At 71.2% G+C, this 18,577-nt stretch carries 14 protein-coding genes and 1 pseudogene; 6 read left to right on the top strand and 9 right to left on the bottom strand.

All coding sequences use genetic code 11. The features are described 5' to 3' along the window. Positions 1–140: 140 nt before the first annotated feature. Both ABZS64_RS07965 and ABZS64_RS07960 read right to left on the bottom strand, forming a co-directional pair. Positions 141–866 carry a 3'-5' exonuclease gene (locus ABZS64_RS07965; RefSeq protein ID WP_355824705.1) on the bottom strand — a complete coding sequence of 242 codons (726 nt, stop codon included), beginning with the start codon at positions 864–866 and terminating at the stop codon, positions 141–143. A 110-nt stretch (positions 867–976) separates the two neighbouring features. Beyond that, complete coding sequence (locus ABZS64_RS07960) at positions 977–2,209, bottom strand: SAV2148 family HEPN domain-containing protein (RefSeq protein ID WP_355824702.1); 1,233 nt, start codon at positions 2,207–2,209, stop codon at positions 977–979. A gap of 297 nt (positions 2,210–2,506) precedes the next feature. Here ABZS64_RS07960 and glgX point away from each other — a divergent pair, with 297 nt between their 5' ends. Both glgX and treY read left to right on the top strand, forming a co-directional pair. Further along, on the top strand, positions 2,507–4,627 hold the full coding sequence (glgX, locus tag ABZS64_RS07955; protein WP_355824699.1) for a glycogen debranching protein GlgX: 2,121 nt from the start codon (positions 2,507–2,509) through the stop codon (positions 4,625–4,627). A 490-nt stretch (positions 4,628–5,117) separates the two neighbouring features. Next, the gene (treY, locus tag ABZS64_RS07950; RefSeq protein WP_355824697.1) at positions 5,118–7,478 is read left to right on the top strand and encodes a malto-oligosyltrehalose synthase; all 2,361 of its coding nucleotides are present in this window, start codon (positions 5,118–5,120) and stop codon (positions 7,476–7,478) included. Here the strand turns inward: treY and ABZS64_RS07945 are convergent. Both ABZS64_RS07945 and ABZS64_RS07940 read right to left on the bottom strand, forming a co-directional pair. Next, positions 7,435–7,554, bottom strand: a pseudogene (locus ABZS64_RS07945) (cytochrome); the annotation flags it as partial. The gene treY and the pseudogene ABZS64_RS07945 overlap by 44 nt on opposite strands. Positions 7,555–7,689: 135 nt before the next feature. After that, positions 7,690–8,238: a DUF1707 and FHA domain-containing protein gene (locus ABZS64_RS07940; RefSeq protein WP_355824694.1), complete on the bottom strand. Its 549-nt coding sequence runs from the start codon at positions 8,236–8,238 to the stop codon at positions 7,690–7,692. Between the two features lie 312 nt (positions 8,239–8,550). Between ABZS64_RS07940 and ABZS64_RS07935 the strand changes: the two genes are divergently transcribed. Both ABZS64_RS07935 and ABZS64_RS07930 read left to right on the top strand, forming a co-directional pair. Beyond that, positions 8,551–9,447 carry a GNAT family N-acetyltransferase gene (locus tag ABZS64_RS07935; RefSeq protein WP_355824691.1) on the top strand — a complete coding sequence of 299 codons (897 nt, stop codon included), beginning with the start codon at positions 8,551–8,553 and terminating at the stop codon, positions 9,445–9,447. A gap of 57 nt (positions 9,448–9,504) precedes the next feature. Beyond that, the gene (locus ABZS64_RS07930; protein WP_355824688.1) at positions 9,505–10,731 is read left to right on the top strand and encodes an MFS transporter; all 1,227 of its coding nucleotides are present in this window, start codon (positions 9,505–9,507) and stop codon (positions 10,729–10,731) included. Between the two features lie 32 nt (positions 10,732–10,763). Here the strand turns inward: ABZS64_RS07930 and ABZS64_RS07925 are convergent, their stop codons facing one another. Further along, positions 10,764–12,125, bottom strand: a complete 1,362-nt coding sequence (locus ABZS64_RS07925) for a GH1 family beta-glucosidase (RefSeq protein ID WP_355824685.1) — start codon at positions 12,123–12,125, stop codon at positions 10,764–10,766. Positions 12,126–12,227: 102 nt separating this feature from the next. On the opposite strand from ABZS64_RS07925, the gene treZ reads away from it, so the two are divergent. After that, on the top strand, positions 12,228–13,973 hold the full coding sequence (treZ, locus tag ABZS64_RS07920; protein ID WP_355824681.1) for a malto-oligosyltrehalose trehalohydrolase: 1,746 nt from the start codon (positions 12,228–12,230) through the stop codon (positions 13,971–13,973). Positions 13,974–13,978: 5 nt separating this feature from the next. On the opposite strand, the gene ABZS64_RS07915 is transcribed toward treZ, so the two are convergent. The 3 genes from ABZS64_RS07915 to ABZS64_RS07905 form a co-directional block, all read right to left on the bottom strand. Beyond that, positions 13,979–15,100, bottom strand: coding sequence for an aminopeptidase P family protein (locus ABZS64_RS07915; RefSeq protein ID WP_355824678.1), 1,122 nt, complete (start codon positions 15,098–15,100; stop codon positions 13,979–13,981). 69 nt (positions 15,101–15,169) lie between these two features. After that, the gene (locus ABZS64_RS07910; RefSeq protein WP_355824675.1) at positions 15,170–16,123 is read right to left on the bottom strand and encodes a hypothetical protein; all 954 of its coding nucleotides are present in this window, start codon (positions 16,121–16,123) and stop codon (positions 15,170–15,172) included. 60 nt (positions 16,124–16,183) lie between these two features. Next, a complete protein-coding gene (locus tag ABZS64_RS07905; protein ID WP_355824672.1) occupies positions 16,184–17,050 on the bottom strand; it encodes a LysR family transcriptional regulator in 867 nt (288 codons plus the stop codon). A 76-nt stretch (positions 17,051–17,126) separates the two neighbouring features. Here ABZS64_RS07905 and ABZS64_RS07900 point away from each other — a divergent pair, with 76 nt between their 5' ends. Beyond that, positions 17,127–17,924: a hypothetical protein gene (locus ABZS64_RS07900; protein WP_355824670.1), complete on the top strand. Its 798-nt coding sequence runs from the start codon at positions 17,127–17,129 to the stop codon at positions 17,922–17,924. Here the strand turns inward: ABZS64_RS07900 and ABZS64_RS07895 are convergent. Beyond that, positions 17,908–18,558 carry a nucleoside/nucleotide kinase family protein gene (locus ABZS64_RS07895; RefSeq protein ID WP_355824668.1) on the bottom strand — a complete coding sequence of 217 codons (651 nt, stop codon included), beginning with the start codon at positions 18,556–18,558 and terminating at the stop codon, positions 17,908–17,910. The two genes, ABZS64_RS07900 and ABZS64_RS07895, sit on opposite strands and share 17 nt — an antisense overlap. Positions 18,559–18,577: the final 19 nt, after the last annotated feature.

The raw sequence follows: 18,577 nt of genomic DNA, 5'->3' as shown, positions 1-18,577 counted from the left end.
CCGCCGAAGGCAGGGGGAGAGCCGACGCGGAGCGTCGGCGACTGACGACAACGCAGCGTGGGGGCACCTCCCGTGCCCGAAGGGCTACGGGGGAGCGCGCACCAGGGCACGCGAGCCCGGCAAGATCCGAACGACAGGCCCTAGCCCGTCGTCCGCGCCGCCAACTCCCGCAGTGGCCACGACGCGTCCACCACCGCCTCCACATCCCCCTTCCCCCGCAGGAAGCGCTGGAAGTCCGCCGCCCGCTCCGCGTACCACTGGATCTGACGCTCATGCAGCTCCATCGGCGTCAGCGAGGCCACCGAACCGTGGCGAGTCGCTATCGCGCACGCCACCCGGACCGCCGCCAGCGCGTCCGCCGTGGCGTCGTGGGCCGTGTCCAGGACCACGCCGTACTCGACGCAGACCGCCTCCAGCGTGCGCTTGCCCTTGCGGTAGCGGTCGACCGCGCGGTCGATGGTGTACGGGTCGATCACCGGGCCGATCGGGCTGCCGTCCAGTCGGGCGCTCAGCGACGGCAGGCCGTGGCGCTGCAACTCGGCCGTGAGCAGCGTCAGATCGAACGCCGCGTTGTACGCGACGACCGGCACCCCCTGCGCCCAGTACCCGGTCAGCGTCTCCGCGATCTCGTCCGCCACGTCCCGCGCCGGGCGGCCCTCCGCCGTCGCGTGCTCGCTGGTGATGCCGTGGATCGCCGACGCCTGTGCCGGGATGCGGATCCCCGGGTCCGCAAGCCAGCCCCGCTGCCGCACCGGCTCCCCCGCGCGGACCGCGACGATCGCGGCCGTCACGATCCGCGCCTCCAGCGGCTCCGTCCCCGTCGTCTCCAGATCGAAGCCGACCAGCGGTTCCCCGTGCCAAGCCATCGTGGCCCCCTCCTCAGTGGTGCGGTGGTGCTTCCCCCGTGGGTGTCCCTCTTGGGTGTCCCCCGCGGTTTCCCCCATCGGTATTCACCCTCCCACGCGCCACTGACAACTCAGGAAACGGGCCGCGAGTCCGCCCACACGGACTCGAACTCCTCGCGATATGTCTGGAACAGACCGTTTTCGCTGTCGTGATCGGGGCGGACGACCGACCGCCCGCCGCCCCGCATCACCAGGACCGGTGCCTCCATGCCGCGCGCCCTGCGCAGATATGACTGGACGACAGCCAGGCCGTCCGGGCCGTCGCCGTCGACCAGGTAGGCCGTGAAGCGGGGAGTCTCGTCGAAGACCTGGATCTCGAAGGCACCCGGGTCGCGCAGCCGGGAGCGCACCCTGCGCATATGGAGGATGTTCATCTCGACCGTACGGCTCAACTCACCCTTCTTGAGACCCAGTTCGCGCTCACGCCGCTTGACCGCACTGCTCGCCGGATTCAGGAACAGCAGCCGCACCCGGCAGCCCGACTCGGCCAGCCGCACGAGCCGGCGGCCGGAGAAGTTCTGGACGAGGAGGTTCAGGCCTATCCCGATCGCGTCGAGACGGCGTGCCCCGCCGAAGAGGTCTTCCGCCGGGATCTGGCGCTGCAGCCGCACCCGGTCGGGGTGGACGGAGACCACGTCCGCGTAGCGGTCGCCGACGAGATCCTCGACCGCGTCGACCGGGAGCCGGTCGGCGGAGGGGACGCCCGCGCCGCTGCCGAGTATGTCCAGGAGACGGGCCGAGGCACGTTCCGCCTGCGCGAGGACCGCCTCGTTCAGCGCGCGGTTGCGGGAGACGACATTGCGCGCCACCTCCAGCTCGTCCAGCGCCAGCTCCACATCGCGCCGGTCGTCGAAGTACGGCTCGAAGCACGGCCAGTGCTGGACCATCAGCTCCCGCAGCTGCGGCAGGGTGAGGAAGGACAGGACATTGTCGTCCGCTGGGTCCAGCAGATAGCCCTTGCGGCGCGAGACCTCTCGGACCGCGACCGCGCGCTGCACCCACTCCTGCCCCGCGGGCCCGGCCGCGGCCACCACCCAGTCGTCGCCGTGCACCGGTTCGTAGATCGGGCGCAGCACGGCGGCCACGACGGCCCGCAGCCGCTGTTCGACGAGGTTCAGCCAGATGTAGGCACGCCCGGCACGCTGTGCGCGCGTACGGACCTCACTCCAGGCGTCCGCGCCCCAGTCCAGTTCCGCCCCGATCTCCATAGGTCTGGCGAGGGAGACCGCTCCTGGCGGGACGTCGGCGGTTTCCCCCTCGTGACCTGCGTCACCGGGGGGAAGCTCCAGCCCTCCCGAGCTCACCCACGCACCGCCTTCTCTGGCCCTTCAACGATCAAGGAAGACTACTCCGCCAGCGGTCCGCGGTGCAGCCGGATCGGCAGTGTACTTTCCCAACTCCCTTGTCAAGTGCGGCCGTTCCGCCAGGCGAGATCTGCCGGAGTGAGCGGTTTCATAGCGGTTGCTTCCTGGGGCGACACACGGAACCCGATGTTGACCGCGTCGTCCACCGCCGCGGGGCCCTCTTACGGGCAATACTTTCGGGGAGGATCTGGGCCAAGTGCCCCCCAGCACCCGGATCAGAAGTGGAATGGTCTATCTATGCAGGTCTGGCCGGGACAGGCGTATCCCCTCGGTGCCACGTACGACGGCGCCGGCACCAACTTCGCGGTGTACTCCGAAGCCGCACGGCGCATCGAGCTGTGCCTGCTGCACGACGACGGCTCGGAGACCGCGGTGGAGCTGCGCGAGACCGACGCCTTCGTACGGCACGCCTATCTGCCGGGCGTGATGCCGGGTCAGCGGTACGGATTCCGGGTGCACGGCCCCTACGCACCCGAGCGCGGGCAGCGCTGCAACTCCGCCAAGCTGCTCCTCGACCCGTACGCGCGTGCGATCAGTGGCGCCATCGACTGGGGCGAGACGGTGTACGGCTACCACTTCGGCAAGCCGGACTCGCGCAACGACCTGGACTCGGCGCCGCACACGATGACATCGGTCGTGGTCAACCCGTACTTCGACTGGGGCGACGACCGGCCACCGCGTACCGACTACCACCGCACGGTGATCTACGAGGCCCATGTGAAGGGCCTGACGATGCTGCATCCGGAGCTGCCGGAGGAGCTGCGCGGTACCTACGCCGGGCTCGCGCATCCCGCGGTCATCTCCCATCTCACCGAACTGGGCGTCACCACACTCGAGTTGATGCCGGTGCACCAGTCCGTCAACGACCACCGACTGGTGGACGCGAATCTGAACAACTACTGGGGCTACAACACCATCGGCTTCTTCGCCCCGCACAACGCCTATGCCTCCTGGGGCGACCGCGGCGAGCAGGTGCTCGAGTTCAAGCAGGCGGTACGGGCGCTGCACCAGGCGGGCATCGAGGTCATCCTCGACGTGGTCTACAACCACACCGCGGAGGGCAACCATCTGGGCCCCACGCTCTCCTTCAGGGGCCTCGACAACGCGTCGTACTACCGGCTGTCCGACGATCCCCGCTACTACACGGACACAACAGGGACCGGGAACTCCCTGCTGATGCGCAGCCCCCATGTACTGCAGCTGATCATGGACTCGCTGCGGTACTGGGTGACCGAGATGCACGTCGACGGCTTCCGCTTCGACCTCGCGGCGACGCTGGCGCGGCAGTTCCACGAGGTGGACCGGCTGTCGTCGTTCTTCGACCTGGTGCAGCAGGACCCGGTGGTCAGCCAGGTGAAACTGATCGCCGAGCCGTGGGACGTGGGCGAGGGCGGGTACCAGGTGGGGAACTTCCCGCCGCTGTGGACCGAGTGGAACGGCAAGTACCGCGACACCGTACGGGACCTGTGGCGTGGCGAGCCCCGGACACTCGCGGAGTTCGCGTCCCGGCTGACCGGCTCGTCCGACCTCTACCAGGACGACGGGCGGCGGCCGCTGGCCTCCATCAACTTCACGACCTGCCACGACGGTTTCACCTTGCACGATCTCGTCTCGTACAACGACAAGCGCAACGAGGCGAACGGCGAGGGCAACCGCGACGGCGAGAGCCACAACCGGTCCTGGAACTGCGGCGTCGAGGGCGAGAGCGACGACCCGGATGTGCTCGATCTGCGCGACCGGCAGATGCGCAACTTCATCGCGACGCTGATGCTGTCGCAGGGTGTGCCGATGCTCAGCCACGGCGACGAGTTCGCGCGTACGCAGGGCGGCAACAACAACGCGTACTGCCAGGACAACGAGGTGTCCTGGGTGCGCTGGCCCGAGCCGGGCGAGGACACTGACGGCACGCTGCTCGCCTTCACCCGGGCCATGGTGTGGCTGCGGCGCGACCATCCCGTCTTCCGGCGGCGGCGGTTCTTCCACGGGCGGCCGGTGGAGGGGACACACGACGAGCTCACCGACATCGCGTGGTTCACCCCGGAAGGCGAGGAAATGGTCCAGCGGGACTGGCAGGCGGCGTCCGCGAAGGCGCTGTCGGTGTTCCTGAACGGACACGCGATCTCGGAGCCGGGACCGCGGGGGGAGCGGATCGGGGACGACTCGTTCCTGCTGATGTTCAACGCGAGCGCGGAGGACATGGATTTCGCGGTGCCGGTGAACCACGGACGGCAGTGGCAGATCGTGGTGGACACGGCCCGCAAGGAGGGCGTGCCGCCGGGCGAGGGCCCGAAGGTGGCGGCGGGCGAGCGGGTCCGGCTGGTGGGCCGGAGCCTCACGGTGCTGCGTCGCCCGGCGTGACGGGGGGTTGTCCCCCACCCCACCCCCCTTCCCGAAACCCTGACGGGAACGGCAGGGGCTGACGCCCCCACACCCCCGGGCGGCAGCTTCGCGCCGCCGGGCAGGGCTGGCCGCCCGGGGCCTGGTGCGGGCGGTTCCGTACCGCAGTCCGCAGGTGCGGGCCTGGATGGGGGCTGGCGCCCCCGTACCCCCGGGCAGCTTCGCGCCGCAGTGCTGCACGCCGGGCGCACGGGGCTCGTTCAACGAGGCGGGGGACGCGCAGGGGTCGTGTTCTGGACGTAAAGCGGCGCAGCTCGCGCGAAGCGCGGTGAGGAAAGCAGTCCAGAATACGAGCCCCGAAGCGGCCCCAGAGGGCACGCACCCGTCACCGGGCAGCCCGGAACCCGCACCCCGCGAAGGGACCCGCACCCGGGGGGTCCTAGTCCGATCGGCCGACACGGCCGCCGGTGCACGTGACACAGAAGCCCTCAAGGTGGGTACGTACGTTCGCATGACGCCCAACGCCACCTACCGGCTTCAGCTCCAGCCGGCATTCCCGTTCTCGGCGGCCGCCCAGGCCGTGCCCTACCTCGCCGAGCTCGGTGTCTCGCATCTGCATCTGTCGCCGGTGCTCGAGGCGGTGCCGGGGTCCACCCACGGCTATGACGTCGTCGACCCCACACGCGTCCGCGAGGAGCTCGGCGGCGAGGCGGGGCTGCGTGCGCTGGCCCGTGCGGCACGGGCGCACGGGCTCGGGCTCGTCCTCGACATCGTCCCGAACCATATGGCCGCCGTCCCGGGACACAACAGGGCCCTGTGGGAGGTGCTGCGCGAGGGCCCCCTGTCGCCGTACGCCCCCTGGTTCGACATCGACTGGGAGGCGGGCGGCGGGAAGGTGCTGCTGCCCGTCCTCGCGGGACGGATCGGGGACGAGCTGGGTGCGATGCGCGTCGAGGGTGACGTCCTGCACTACGGGGAGCAGCGCTTCCCGCTGCGCGAGTCCACCGCGAAGCTGCCGCTGCCCGAGCTTCTCGACGCGCAGTGGTACCGGCTCGGCTGGTGGCGGCTGGCCCGGACCGAGCTCAACTACCGGCGGTTCTTCACGATCTCGGAGCTGATCGGGGTACGGGTTGAGGACCCGGAGGTCTTCGACGCCACCCACTCCAAGATCCTCGAGCTGGTACGGGACGGGGTCGTCGAGGGCCTGCGGATCGACCACCCGGACGGGCTCGCCGACCCCGAGGCGTATCTGCGGCGGCTGGACAAGGCCACGGGCGGGGCGGCGTGCTGGACCGTGGTGGAGAAGATCCTCACCGGGGACGAGCGGCTGCCGGCCGGCTGGCCGGTGGCGGGGACGACGGGCTACGACGCGCTGCGGCAGATCGACGGACTGTTCACCGATCCGACGGGGGCGGTCGAACTGGTCGGTCAGTACCGGGAGTTCGCCGCTCCCGCCGGTGACCGGGGCGGCTACTGGCAGGCGACCGTGCGCCGCGCCGCGTACAAGGTGGTCACGCATGAGCTGGCCGCCGAGACCGCGGCGCTGACCCGCCTGGCCGCGTGTGTCTGCGCGGCGGATCCCGCGCTGCGCGACCACGCCCCGTGGGCGCTGCGGTCGGCACTCCGCGAGCTGCTGGTGCGCGTGCCCGTCTACCGTCCGTACCGCGTCGGCGGCGAGGACGTGCTGACGGCACCGGCGGCGGCAGCAGCGAAGGCGGCGTTCGCGGTGGCCGAGGAGGCAGCGGCAGTGGACGTGGTGCGCGACCTCGCGCTCGGGCGGCTCGGCGAGGGGCCCGACCATGACGCGTTCCGTACGCGCTTCGCACAGACCTCGTCCGCGCTGCGCGCCAAGTCCGTCGAGGACACGGCCTTTTACCGCTATGTGCCACTGATCTCGGCGAACGAGGTGGGCGGTGATCCGGGCAGTCCGGCGGTGAGCCCGGAGCGGTTCCACGCCTACTGCGAACGGCTGGCCCGTGACTGGCCGGCCACCGGGACCGTCCTGACCACGCACGACACCAAACGCAGCGCGGATGTACGAGCCAGGATCGCCGTGCTGTCCGAGTGCCCCGGGGAGTGGGCGGACTTCCTCGGGCGGATCACCGAGGAGGCGGGCCGCCTGGAGGGCGGGCAGGCGCCCGATCCGCATCTGGCGTGGGTGGCATGGCAGACCGCGGTCGGCTTCGGCTTCCCGTACGACGAACGGCTTCGGACCGCCCTGCTGAAGGCCGCCCGGGAGGCGGGGCTGCACACCGCCTGGACGGAGCAGGACGTGGTGTACGAGCAGGCCGTCACCGACTTCGTGGGAGCGGGTCCGGCCGGGCCGCCGCTGTATTCGGTCGCGCTCTTCGCCCGGAAGCTGGATCCGTATGTCCGGGCCAATGCGCTCGGCGCGGCGCTGCTCCAGCTGACGATGCCGGGGGTGCCGGACCTGTATCAGGGCACGGAGCGGGAGTATGTGGCGTTGGTGGACCCGGACAACCGGCGGCCGTTCCGCGAGGGCCCGCCGGACGAGAAGACGGCGGTGACGAAGGCGGCGCTGCGGCTGCGCGGGGAGAGGCCCGAGGTCTTCGGCGAGTCGGGGACGTACGCACCGCTGAGCGCGAGCGGTCCCGCGGCCGGGCACTGTGTCGCCTTCTGCCGCACGGGCGAGGCGGTCACGGCCGTCACCCGGCTGTCGCTGCGGCTGGCGGAGGCGGGCGGCTGGGGCGATACGGAACTGACTCTTCCGGAGGGGCGCTGGGACGATCTGCTCGCTCCGGAACGGGAGTTCGCCGGCGGGGCCGTGCCGCTGGCGGAGCTGTTCGCCGAGCGTCCGGTGGCACTGCTCAGCCGCAGGGCCGTACGAGAAGGGTCCGCGGGGAGCGTGTGAGCAGCCCGGTCGCGGCGGCGAGCCGGAAGCCGTCCGCACGGCGGAGGCCGGGCATCGCGTCCATCAGGGCGTGCAGTAGTGCCGCCGCTCACCGTGACCTCCGCGCACTCCGCGTGCGCCCGTACGGGTGAGCCGTACCACCGGGAGGACGTGCGCAGCGGGTCCACGAAGGACGCCACCGCGCCCCTCAGTTGCACGCGGGAGAAGACCGTCAGCGTGCCGTGAGGCGGAAACTCATCCGGCCGAAGCCCACCATGTCCCCGTCGTGCACGACGACCGAGCCGGTCACCCGCCGTCCGTTCACGGTGGTGCCGTTGGTCGAACCGAGGTCGCGCAGGATCCAGAGACTGCCCTGCCTGCTGAGCTCGGCGTGCAGGCGCGAGACCGTGTCATGGCTCAGCCGCAGGCCGTTGCCCGGGTCGCGGCCGATCCGCAGGGGGTACGGGCCGGGTTCAGGAAGCAGCAGCGGCGGCAGCTTCTCGGCCTGCCAGGCCCTGCGCAGCCGTACGGAGAAGGCGGAGACGCGGCCGACCGCGCTGTACAGCCGGCGTGACCAGCGGCTCTCGGTGTTGAGGTCGGCGGTGAGCGCCTGCAGTTCGTCGGGCCGGCGGGCGGCCAGGGCGAGTTCCATGCGCCGGATGAAGGTGTCGTGCGACAGCTTGCCCTGGGCCGCGCCCTCTCTGAGCACACCGAGGACACGGTCGCGCTCGGCATCTGAGAGCCGAGCGGGATACGTGTGGAACTCGTAGGAGGACGTCACATACGAGATTGTCGGGCCGAAGGGCCGCAGGTGTCCAGAAGCAGCGGCGTTCCGGTCCGTCCCGCGACCGGCTGCTGACCTGCACGGAAGCACTCGCTCCGCCGTTTCGGCGCGGTTTCTGGAGCGCAGTTGAAACAAAAGCGCTGGACGGCCACTGTCGTGCCGTCTACCGTGATCGCGACGCCACGGACCGACGGAAGGAGGCGAGAGCAGTGCAGACCACACGATTCCCGCGCTCCCGCCCCGTCCACCGCGCGTTCGCAGTCTGACCGGGAGCGCACACCGCACATCTCTTCCCGGAGGACAACTCTCATGACCGGACTGGTCATTCGCGCGCTCGGCGAGAGCGACGCGTATCTCTTCGACACCCTGCCCGACCCTCTCGGTGTGGGCCCCGCGCTGGCCCGGGCCACGCACCGGCCGGACTGGAAGCGGGTCGCGCTGCGCGACGGCAAGGTCGTCGCGCGGGCCGCCTGGTGGGGCGGTCCCGATGACGAAACCCCCGTCAACATCAACTGGTTCGACTTCGCCGACGGCGAGGAGGAGGCGGGTGCCGAACTGCTGCGCATCTCCCCGTACCAGGTCGAGTACGTACTGATCCTGCCCGCGGGCTGGCGCGAGGACCCGGCGGCTCTGGCGGCCGGTGAGGCCAGGATCCGCGCCGCGGAGGCGGCCGGGATGAAGGTCCTGGTGGAGCGCTACCAGTACCGGTGGACGCCGGAGTCCGGGCTGCCCCAGCGGCCGGGACGGCTGGAGTTCCGGACGGAGCCCGACGATGCCGTCTTCCTCGACGTGCTGCGCCGCGTCCACTCCGTGACGCTCGACGCTCATGCCCTGCGCGCCATCGCCGAGTCGGGCGTGGACCAGGCGGCGCAGGAGGAGCTGGACTTCTTCCACTGGTGCCCGTCGCCCCGCGAGTGGTGGCAGCTGGCGTACACACCGGAAGGTGAGCTGGTCGGTCTGCAGATCCCGGCGCACAACCCCTCGGGGCCGTGCGTCGGCTTCATCGGGGTCGTGCCGGAGCAGCGCGGCCACGGCTTTGCGTACGACCTGCTGGTGGAGTGCACGCACTTCCTGGCCGAGCGGGGCGCGGAGTTCGTCGCGGGCGCCACCGATCAGGGCAACTTCCCGATGGCGGCGAACTTCGCGAAGGCCGGGCATCCGATCGTGCAGGAGCGGATCCACTTCCTGCCCGGTTCGCAGCATTGATCAGGCTCGGGGGTGTCCGTAAGCTCCGGACACCCCCGAGCTGATGGCGAGCCGCCCATGACGACGGAAGAGCTGCACTCCGAGCCACGGGTCCGCGTCGGCAGCGGCTGGATATCGGGTCTTGTGCTGGCCAACCTGGGCCTGTACATGGCCTTTCTGACGCCGATACAAGTGCTGCTCGCCGAGCAGATCGACGAGCTCTCGCCGTCGGGCAAAGAGGTCGCGCTGGGCTGGGCGACGGGTGTGGGGGCGCTGGTCGCCGTCGTCGCCAATCCGCTCGCGGGCGCGCTCTCGGACCGTACGGGCGGGCGCTTCGGGCGCCGCAGGCCGTGGATCCTGGGCGGGGCGGTGCTGGGCGCGGTGGGACTCGCCGTCACCGCAGCGCAGACGACCGTCGTCGGGGTCGCGCTCGGCTGGTGTCTGGCCCAGCTCGGTCTGAACGCCATGCTCGCCGGGACCAGTGCCATGGTTCCCGACCAGGTGCCGGTCGGGCAGCGGGCCGCGGTCTCGGGCTTCATCGGGATACCGCAGACACTCGGTCTTGTCGTCGGCGCGCTGCTTGTGACCATGGTGGTGACGGGGATCGCGACGGGCTATCTGCTGCTGGCCGTGCTGACGGTGCTCTGCGCCCTGCCCTTCGTCCTCCTGGCACCCGACCCCCAAGTACCGCTGTCCGCACGGGAGCCGGTGCGGCTGAGGGACTTCTGGGTGAGCCCGCGGGCGCATCCGGACTTCGGCTGGGCCTGGCTCACCCGCTTTCTGGTGATGCTCGGCAATGCGATGGGCACGCTCTATCTCCTGTACTTCCTCAAGGACGCGGTGCATTACGCGGATCCGGACGAGGGCGTGCTGATTCTGACGCTGCTGTACACGGCGGGCGTAGTGGTGACGGCGGTGGCCGGCGGGGTGGTCTCGGACCGGCTGGGGCGGCGCAGGGCCATGGTGGCGGTCAGTTCGGCAGTGATGGCGGTGGCTTCGCTGCTGCTGACGTTCTGGCACACCTGGCCGGTGGCGATGGGTGCCGCGGCGCTGCTGGGGCTCGGCTTCGGGGTGTACATCGCGGTCGACCAGGCGCTGATCACTCAGGTGCTGCCGCAGGCCGGCGACCGCGCCAAGGACCTGGGCGTCATCAATATCGCCAACTCGGCCCCGCAGGTCCTCGGCCCGGCGCTGGCCGCGCCGGTCGTGGCGTACGCGGGCGGCTACGCCGGGCTGTATCTGACCTCCACGCTCGTCACAGTGCTGGGCGGTGTGCTGGTCTGGAAGATCCGTTCGGTGCCGTGACGTTCGGTGCTGTGACGTTCGGTGGGTGACGTTCAGTGCCGTGACTTCTGGGCGGCGATCGCGTCCCGGTACCAGCCGTACGAGGCCTTCGGCGTGCGCTCCAGAGTCTCGTAGTCGATGTGGACGAGACCGAAGCGCTGGGCCGCGCCCTCGACCCACTCGATGTTGTCGGTGAGCGACCAGGTGAAGTAGCCGCGTACGTCGACACCCGCGTCGATCGCCTCGTGCAGTGCACGCAGATGGCCGTCGAGGAAGTCGATACGCCGCCGGTCGTCGAGACCGTCGTACGAGCAGCCGTTCTCGGTGATGTACACCGGCGGCAGCCGGTCGCCGAAGCGGTCCTTCAGCAGGACGAGCAGCTCGCGCAGCCCGTCGGGCACGACCGCCCAGCCGAAGTCGGTGCGCTGCTCGCTCTCGATCTCCCGTACCCCGAAAGGGAGTTCGGCGGGCAGGCCGACACCGGCGAAGTCTCCGAGCGCCTCGTTCGACGGCGCGCCGACGAGCATCGGCTGGTAGTAGTTCACGCCGTACCAGTCGAGCGGGGCGGAGATGACGGTGAGGTCGTCCGCGACGGGCCCCGGCATCAGGGCGGCGAAGTTCTCGTCGGGGTAGCGGCCGGTGAGAATCGGGTCGGCGAACATCCAGTTGGTGATCGTGTCGTACAGCTCGGCGCCGAACCGGTCCTCCTCGCTGGTCCCGGCGGTCCGCACGGGCGAGTGGGAGACGGCGAGGCCGATGTTGGCCGCGCCCGCGGCGCGCAGGGCCTGCACGGCGAGGCCGTGGGCGAGCAGCTGGTGGTGGGCGGCGGGCAGGGCGTCGAAGAGCAGCTGTTTGCCCGGCGCGTGCTCGCCGAGCGCGTAGCCGAGCAGGGTGACCTCGGCCGGTTCGTTGATGGTGATCCACATCGGTACGCGGTCGGCGAGCCGTTCGGCGACGACGGATGCGTACTCGGCGAAGCGCGCCGCCGTGTCCCGGTTCAGCCAGCCGCCCGCCTCGTCCAGCGGGAGCGGGGTGTCCCAGTGGTACAGGGTGGGTGCGGGCGTGATGCCGTGGGCGCACAGCTCGTCGACGAGGCGGTCGTAGAAGTCGAGCCCGGCGGTGTTGACCGGACCGCTGCCGCCGGGGACGACACGCGGCCAGCTGACGGAGAAGCGGAAGGCGTCCGCGCCGAGCCCGGCGAGCAGGGCGACGTCCTCGCGGTAGCGGGCGTGGAAGCCGGTGGCGCGCGAGGCGTCGGCTCCGTCCTTGATACGGCCCTGGGCGGCGAAGGCGTCCCACCCCGAGGGCCCCTTGCCGTCGGTGTCGGCGGCTCCCTCGGTCTGGAAGGCGGAGGCGGACGCGCCCCAGAGGAAACCGGGCGGGAAGGTGGGCAGCGGCGGCAGCGGCGTCGACATGGCTCGTGACCCTAATGGCCCTAAGGCGACCGCTTCTAGACCCCGATCTTGCCAGGATGGAACCGGCATCGACCACGGGCATCGACGACGAGGGGACCGCCAGTGCTGTTCGAGGTGTGGGCGCCGCAGGCCGAGGACCGGGTGACGCTGTGGCTGGAGGGCACCGAGCTCCCCATGGAGCGGGCGGAAGGACGCCCTGGCTGGTGGCACGCGGAGGCGGAATCGGGCGACGGCGCGCGGTACGGCTTCGCGCTGGACGGCGGTCCTGTGCTGCCCGATCCGCGCTCGCGCCGCCAGCCGGAAGGACCCGACGGGACGAGCGCCGTGGTCGACCAGGGCGCGTACGAATGGCGGCACGCGTGGGCGGGGCGGGGCCTCGGCGGTGCGGTGCTGTACGAGCTGCACATCGGCACGTACACGCGCGAGGGAACGCTCGACGCGGCGGCCGAACAGCTGGGCGAGCTGGCCGAGTTGGGGATCACACATGTCGAGCTGATGCCGCTGTGTCCCTTCCCGGGAGTGCACGGCTGGGGTTACGAGGGCGTGTCGCTGTGGGCGGTCCACGAGCCGTACGGCGGACCGGAGGCGCTCAAGCGCTTTGTCGACACGGCGCACGGTCATGGCCTCGGGGTGGTCCTGGACGTGGTCCACAACCACCTCGGCCCGTCCGGAAATCACCTGCCCGCCTTCGGCCCGTACTTCACCGACACCCACCACACGCCCTGGGGCGCGGCCGTCAACCTCGACGCCCCCGGCTCGGACGAGGTGCGCGCGTATCTGCTGAGCAGCGCGCTGGCCTGGCTGCGCGACCACCGCATCGACGGGCTGCGTCTCGACGCCGTGCACGCCCTCGCCGACACCCGCGCCCTGCCGTTCCTGGAAGAGCTGTCCGCCGCCGTCGACGAGCTCTCCGGCGAACTCGGGCGGCCCCTGTTCCTGATCGCCGAGTCGGATCTCGGCGACCCCCGGACGACGACGCCGCGTGAAGCGGGCGGTCTCGGTCTGCACGCGCAGTGGAACGACGACCACCACCATGCGCTGCACAGCGCGCTGACCGGCGAATCCCAGGGCTACTACGCCGACTTCGCGGCCGCTCCCCTTGCGGCCGTCGCGAAGACCCTCACGCACGGTTTCTTCCACGACGGCACGTATTCGAGCTTCCGCGGGCGTACGCACGGCCGCCCCCTCGATGTGACGATCACCCCCGCGCACCGCTTCCTCGGCTACGCCCAGACGCACGACCAGATCGGCAACCGGGCACTCGGCGACCGGCTCTCGGCCACGCTCTCCCCCGGGCTGCTGGCGTGCGCGGCCGCGCTGGTGGTCACCGGGCCCTTCACGCCGATGCTGTTCATGGGCGAGGAGTGGGGCGCCCGTACGCCCTGGCAGTTCTTCACCGACCACACCGACGCGGAGCTCGCCGATGCGGTACGGCGCGGCCGGCGGCGGGAGTTCGCGGCGCACGGCTGGGCTGCGGAACAGATCCCCGACCCGCAGGACCCGCAGACCCGGGAACACTCCTGCCTGGACCGCACCGAACGGTCCCGCGAACCACACGCCCGGCTGCTGGCCTGGCACCGCGAACTGATCGCCCTGCGCCGCACGCAGCCCGATCTGACGGATCCGGACCTGGCGGCGGTGAAGGTGGCGTTCGACGAGTCGGCACGCTGGCTCGCCTACCGCCGCGGTGACACAAGGGTCGCGGTCAACCTCGCGAAGGACCCGGCGGCGATTCCGCTGGGGGGTGGGGGGCGGGTCCTGGCGTCCTGGGACCCGGTCCAACCACCGGGCGCGGACGGCTTGTTGCACCTGCCGCCGGAGTCTTGCGTGGTCCTGGCGGACGGCTGAGCCCGCTACTCCACGATCGCCATCTCGCGCGACGTCGCATTCAGCCGACGCCCACCGTCCTCCGTCACCGTGACGATGTCCTCGATACGGACACCGAACCGCCCCGGCAGATAAATCCCCGGCTCCACCGAAAAACACATCCCCGGCACCAACGCCCGCCCCTCCCCCTCGATCATGTACGGCGGCTCATGCGTCGTGACCCCGATCCCGTGCCCGGTGCGGTGGATGAACAAGTCCCCGTACCCCGCCTCGTCGATGATCTCGCGTGCCGCCCGGTCGATCTCCTGGCAGGCCACGCCCGGCTTCACCGCTTCGACCCCGGCCCGCTGGGCCTCCTGTACGACGTCGTGGATGTGCTGCTCCGCGGGGGACGGCTCGCCGACATGGACGGTACGGGAGGTGTCCGAGCCGTAGCCGTGCTTGAGGCCGCCGAAGTCGAGGACGACCATGTCGCCCTGCTCGATGGTCCGGTCGCCCGCCTCGTGGTGCGGATTCGCGCCGTTCGGGCCGGAGCCGACGACCGTGAAGTCCACCTGGGAGTGGCCGAAGTGCTTGAGCAGCGCGGCGAGATCGGCCGCGACGTCCGTCTCCCTGCGCCCCGAGAAGCGGACCTTGAGGATCTCCTCGTACGTCGCGTCCGCCGCCGCACCCGCCGCGGCCAGCCGCTCCAGTTCATGCGCGTCCTTCACCGCCCGCAGCATCGGCAGCGCCTCGGTCAGCGATACGTACGAGGTCTGCGGCAGCGTCGTCTGCAGGCCGAGCAGATGCATGGCCCAGGCGTTGTCGCTCACCCCGTACCGCCCGGCCACGTCGAGGAGCGGCGCGGTGACGGCGTAGGGGTCCTTGCCGTCGGTCCAGTCCCGCAGGGTCAGCGCGGACGCGCCGGGGGCCTCCTCGGCATCCGGGGCTTCCAGGGTCGGGACGACGAGGACCGGGTCCTGGCCCGCCGCGAGGACGAGGAGGGTGAGCCGTTCGGTTTCCGCGGGCCGGTAGCCGGTGAGGTACACCAGGTCGGGGCCGGGGGCTACGAGCAGTCCCGCGAGCCCCGCGTCGGCGGCGGAGCCGGCAGCGCGGGCCATCCTGGCCCGGTAGTCGTCGGCGGTGAAGGGCGAGGGTGTGGTGGCCATGGGGCCATCCTGCCCGCAGGGGGTGGGGCGCGCGAGCTCGTTTCAGCTCCCGCGCGCGTCGCCCCGAGTTCAGTCCTGGCCCTTGGCCACCAGCCGCTCGAGAAGTTCCTGGAATTCCTCGCCGACGACGATCCGCAGGCCATCGCCGTCCTCGTCACGGTCGCTGAGCTGGGTGAGCGTGCCGTCGCGCCACCAGTAGACGTACGGGCTGATGGCGCCCGGGGTGTCGGCGTAGCCGGAGGCCGCGAACGAGGCCATGGCGTTGAGCGCGGGGATCATGCTGGTGTCGTGGATGGCGTGGAAGGCCAGCTGATGCCGGAAGGGCATGGCCACCAGCGCGCCGTCGGGGGACAGTTGCTGCCCGGTGACCTGCCGTACGACGCTCTCCAGCGCCAGGACCCGGCTCGCGGTGTAGAAGGAGTCGCCGAGGACCACCTCGAAGCGCATACCGTCGGCGTCCTTGACGGTCTCATGGGCCTCGACGGGCAGTCCCCTGAGGTTGTACAGCGCCTGGTCGCGCAGGTACTGGAGGTCGCCGAGGGGTTCCAGGGCCTCGTCGGTGAGCATCATGACGCTCTCGGGGAGGTCGAGCGCGATGATCTCGTACAGGCCGGGCGCGAGGGAGCGGGCGTAGCCGAAGTTCGCCGGGTTGAAGCCGTCGCGGCCGACGACGCGGGGGTAGAGCTGGGCGCGGATCTGTTCGGTCGGCAGCGTGTCCAGCGCGGAGGGGGCGTCCATGGTGCGCAGGACCATCCCGACGTGGTGGTGGACCAGTTCGGGCCAGGCGCGCGGCCCGCGTTCGTCGTTGTGACAGACGGCGGCGAGGTTGGCGAGTCCGAACTGGCGGCCCGCGCTGTCGGACACCACATCCGCGTAGACGGTCACCTCCAGGGCCTGTTCGGCGAAGGCCTCGCGCACCTGGCCGCGGAAGCGGGTGCCCTCCTCCACCGAAAAGAAGGAGAACTCGGGGTCCCGGGGTGCATCGCGTCCGTCGCGCTTCGGCCCTCGCCGGAACAGCCCCACGTCAACCCGCCTTCCGTTCGCATGCCAGAACCTCGAGCGTACAGACAGTGCCCTGTTCTCCTAGGGCCCACTCTGCAAGCGACGGGCCAACTCCTCGGCAGGGCCCCGCAGCACGCCGGTGTGCAGCAGTTCGGTGCGGTGTACGAGCCGGGGCTCGGTGAGCGGCACGGCGACGGTCCCGTACGCCCGGGCCGGGGCGAGCGGCAGCAGGGTCAGACCGTGTCCGGCGGCCGCGAGGCCGATGAGCGTGCGGATGTCCGTGCCCTCGTAGCGCAGGGCGGGCCGGAAGCCCCGCGCCGTGGCTGTCGCCGCGCGCAGCTGGTCCAGCGGCAGTCCGGCCTCCGGCGCGTCCAGCCAGCGGGCGTCGACGAGATCGGCGAGCCGCAGCCCTGGGCGGCGGGTGAGCGGATGGCCGTCGGGGAGCACGACGGCGACCGGCTCCTCGGCGACGCCCGTGGCGGTGAGCGGCGCGACGTCCGGGAGCCGCAAGGGGTCGCTGGGCGCGGCGAGGCCGTCGACGAGCCCCAGGTCGGCCGAGCCCTTCGCGACGGCGACCGGTATCTCCTCGCGCGGCAGCACGCGCAGGGTCGCGCGCGAGACGGGCAGCGCGGCGAGGGCGTCCGGGCGGACGGCGAGCGGGGATGCGGCAAGAGTCAGCTCCTCGGCCGGTTCGCCCGCCATGCGCGCGAGATCGGCGCGGGCGGCCTCGAGCCGCAGCAACAGGGAGCCCGCGTGCTCCAGCAGCCGCTCCCCCGCCCGGGTCGGCGCGACGGGACGGCGGCTGAGTAGCGGCATACCGAGGTCGTGCTCGAGGGCGGCGATGTGCTGCGAGACGGCGGACTGGGTGAAGCCCAGCTCGCGGGCGGCGGCGGAGAAGGAGGCCAGCCGGGCGACGGTGACGTATGTACGCAGGAGGTGCGGGTCCATGTCATAAGCATCCGCGATCGCGGGAGTACAGATCATCGTTGGACGTGAACCGGCGCTGGCGACCAGCATGTTCGTCATGACGAAGACCAGCACGAAGCAGACCGTTACGAAGCAGACCAGCGTGACGAGGACAAGCGCCCGGATCGCCCTCGTCGGCGATCGCTCGCCCCATGTGAAGTCCCACACCCGTATCCCCGGCCTCCTCGACGCACTCGCCGAACGCGACGGGCTCGTCCTCGACGCGTACTGGATCCCGACCGGTGACGCGGAGGAGCCCGGCGCGGTCGACGGCTTCGACGCGGTGTGGGTGCTGCCGGGCAGCCCGTACCGCAGCGAGGCGGGCGCCCTATCGGCTATCCGCACCGCACGCGAGCGCGGCATCCCCTTCCTCGGCACCTGCGGAGGCTTCCAGCACGCGCTGTTGGAGTACGCGCGCGATGTCTGCGACCTCACCGATGTGGCCCACGCGGAGAACGACCCCGACGCCGACGACCTGCTCATCGCGCCACTCGCCTGCTCGCTCGTGGGCCATGAGGGCGCGGTGCGGCTGACGCCCGGTTCGCTCGCGGAGTCGGTGCTCGGCGCGCAGAAGACACAGGAGCGCTACCACTGCTCGTACGGCCCCGACTCGCGGCATCTCGACACGCTGACGGCGCACGGGCTGCACTTCACGGGCGAGGACGAGGAGGGGCAGGTCCGGATCGCCGAACTGCCCGGACATCCCTTCTTCCTGGCAACACTGTTCCAGCCCGAGCTGTACGGAGACGGGACTCGGCCGCACCCGATCGTGCGGGGGCTGGCGACGGCAGCGGTGGCGCACGCGAGCGTCGCGGCGGGCGCGGTTTCGGCCGAGAGGACTACGGGGACTGCGTGACCACGAAGTCGGCGCGGTTGCGGCCGCGGGCGACCAGCCGGGCGTTGGGCTCGTCGGAGTCGTGCACCCAGCGCTCGGCATACGCCCGCTGCTTGCCGAACCGCACATGCCGGTCGACCAGCCGGCTCACCCGTACTGCATCATCGATCTCCAGGTACCAGACCTCGTCGAGGAAGGGGCGGACCTGCGCCCAGGGGCCCTCGTCATGGAGAAGGTAATTGCCCTCGGTGACGACAAGAGGGACATCGGGGGCGACCGGGATGCTGCCCGCCACCGGCTCCTCCAGGGCGCGGTCGAAGGCGGGGGCGTAGACCGTGGTGTCGGGGGCGGGGGCCCGCAGCCGCGCGAGCAGGGCGGCGTACCCGGCGGCGTCGAAGGTGTCCGGCGCGCCCTTGCGGCGGGCCCGGCCGAGGCGTCCGAGCTCGGCCTGGGCGAGATGGAAGCCGTCCATGGGGACGAGGACGGCGAGGCCGTCGAGGGCGTCGACGATGTGGGCCGCAAGGGTCGACTTCCCGGAGCCCGGGGCTCCCGCGATGCCCAGGACGACGCGGCGGCCGGGGACGGCGAGGGCGCGGGCGCGGTACAGGACGTGCGGTGGGTACTGCGGGGGCGGCGGCGCGTGCATGGCACGCATTCTTCCATTGCGTTGATCC

The sequence above is a fragment of the Streptomyces sp. NPDC005408 genome, from assembly GCF_040606445.1.
In the GTDB taxonomy this organism is placed as follows: Bacteria; Actinomycetota; Actinomycetes; order Streptomycetales; family Streptomycetaceae; genus Streptomyces.
The sequence above is the reverse complement of the archived record's forward strand: the minus strand, read 5'-3'. Positions and strand labels throughout refer to the sequence as shown.

What these genes read in the sequence shown, in the direction of transcription:
- ABZS64_RS07965 (WP_355824705.1), bottom strand. Translation starts at nt 866, where the DNA reads ATGGCTTGGCACGGGGAACCGCTGGTCGGCTTCGATCTGGAGACGACG.
- glgX (WP_355824699.1), top strand. Translation starts at nt 2,507, where the DNA reads ATGCAGGTCTGGCCGGGACAGGCGTATCCCCTCGGTGCCACGTACGAC.
- treY (WP_355824697.1), top strand. Translation starts at nt 5,118, where the DNA reads ATGACGCCCAACGCCACCTACCGGCTTCAGCTCCAGCCGGCATTCCCG.
- ABZS64_RS07935 (WP_355824691.1), top strand. Translation starts at nt 8,551, where the DNA reads ATGACCGGACTGGTCATTCGCGCGCTCGGCGAGAGCGACGCGTATCTC.
- ABZS64_RS07930 (WP_355824688.1), top strand. Translation starts at nt 9,505, where the DNA reads ATGACGACGGAAGAGCTGCACTCCGAGCCACGGGTCCGCGTCGGCAGC.
- ABZS64_RS07925 (WP_355824685.1), bottom strand. Translation starts at nt 12,125, where the DNA reads ATGTCGACGCCGCTGCCGCCGCTGCCCACCTTCCCGCCCGGTTTCCTC.
- ABZS64_RS07915 (WP_355824678.1), bottom strand. Translation starts at nt 15,100, where the DNA reads ATGGCCACCACACCCTCGCCCTTCACCGCCGACGACTACCGGGCCAGG.
- ABZS64_RS07905 (WP_355824672.1), bottom strand. Translation starts at nt 17,050, where the DNA reads ATGGACCCGCACCTCCTGCGTACATACGTCACCGTCGCCCGGCTGGCC.
- ABZS64_RS07900 (WP_355824670.1), top strand. Translation starts at nt 17,127, where the DNA reads ATGACGAAGACCAGCACGAAGCAGACCGTTACGAAGCAGACCAGCGTG.
- ABZS64_RS07895 (WP_355824668.1), bottom strand. Translation starts at nt 18,558, where the DNA reads ATGCGTGCCATGCACGCGCCGCCGCCCCCGCAGTACCCACCGCACGTC.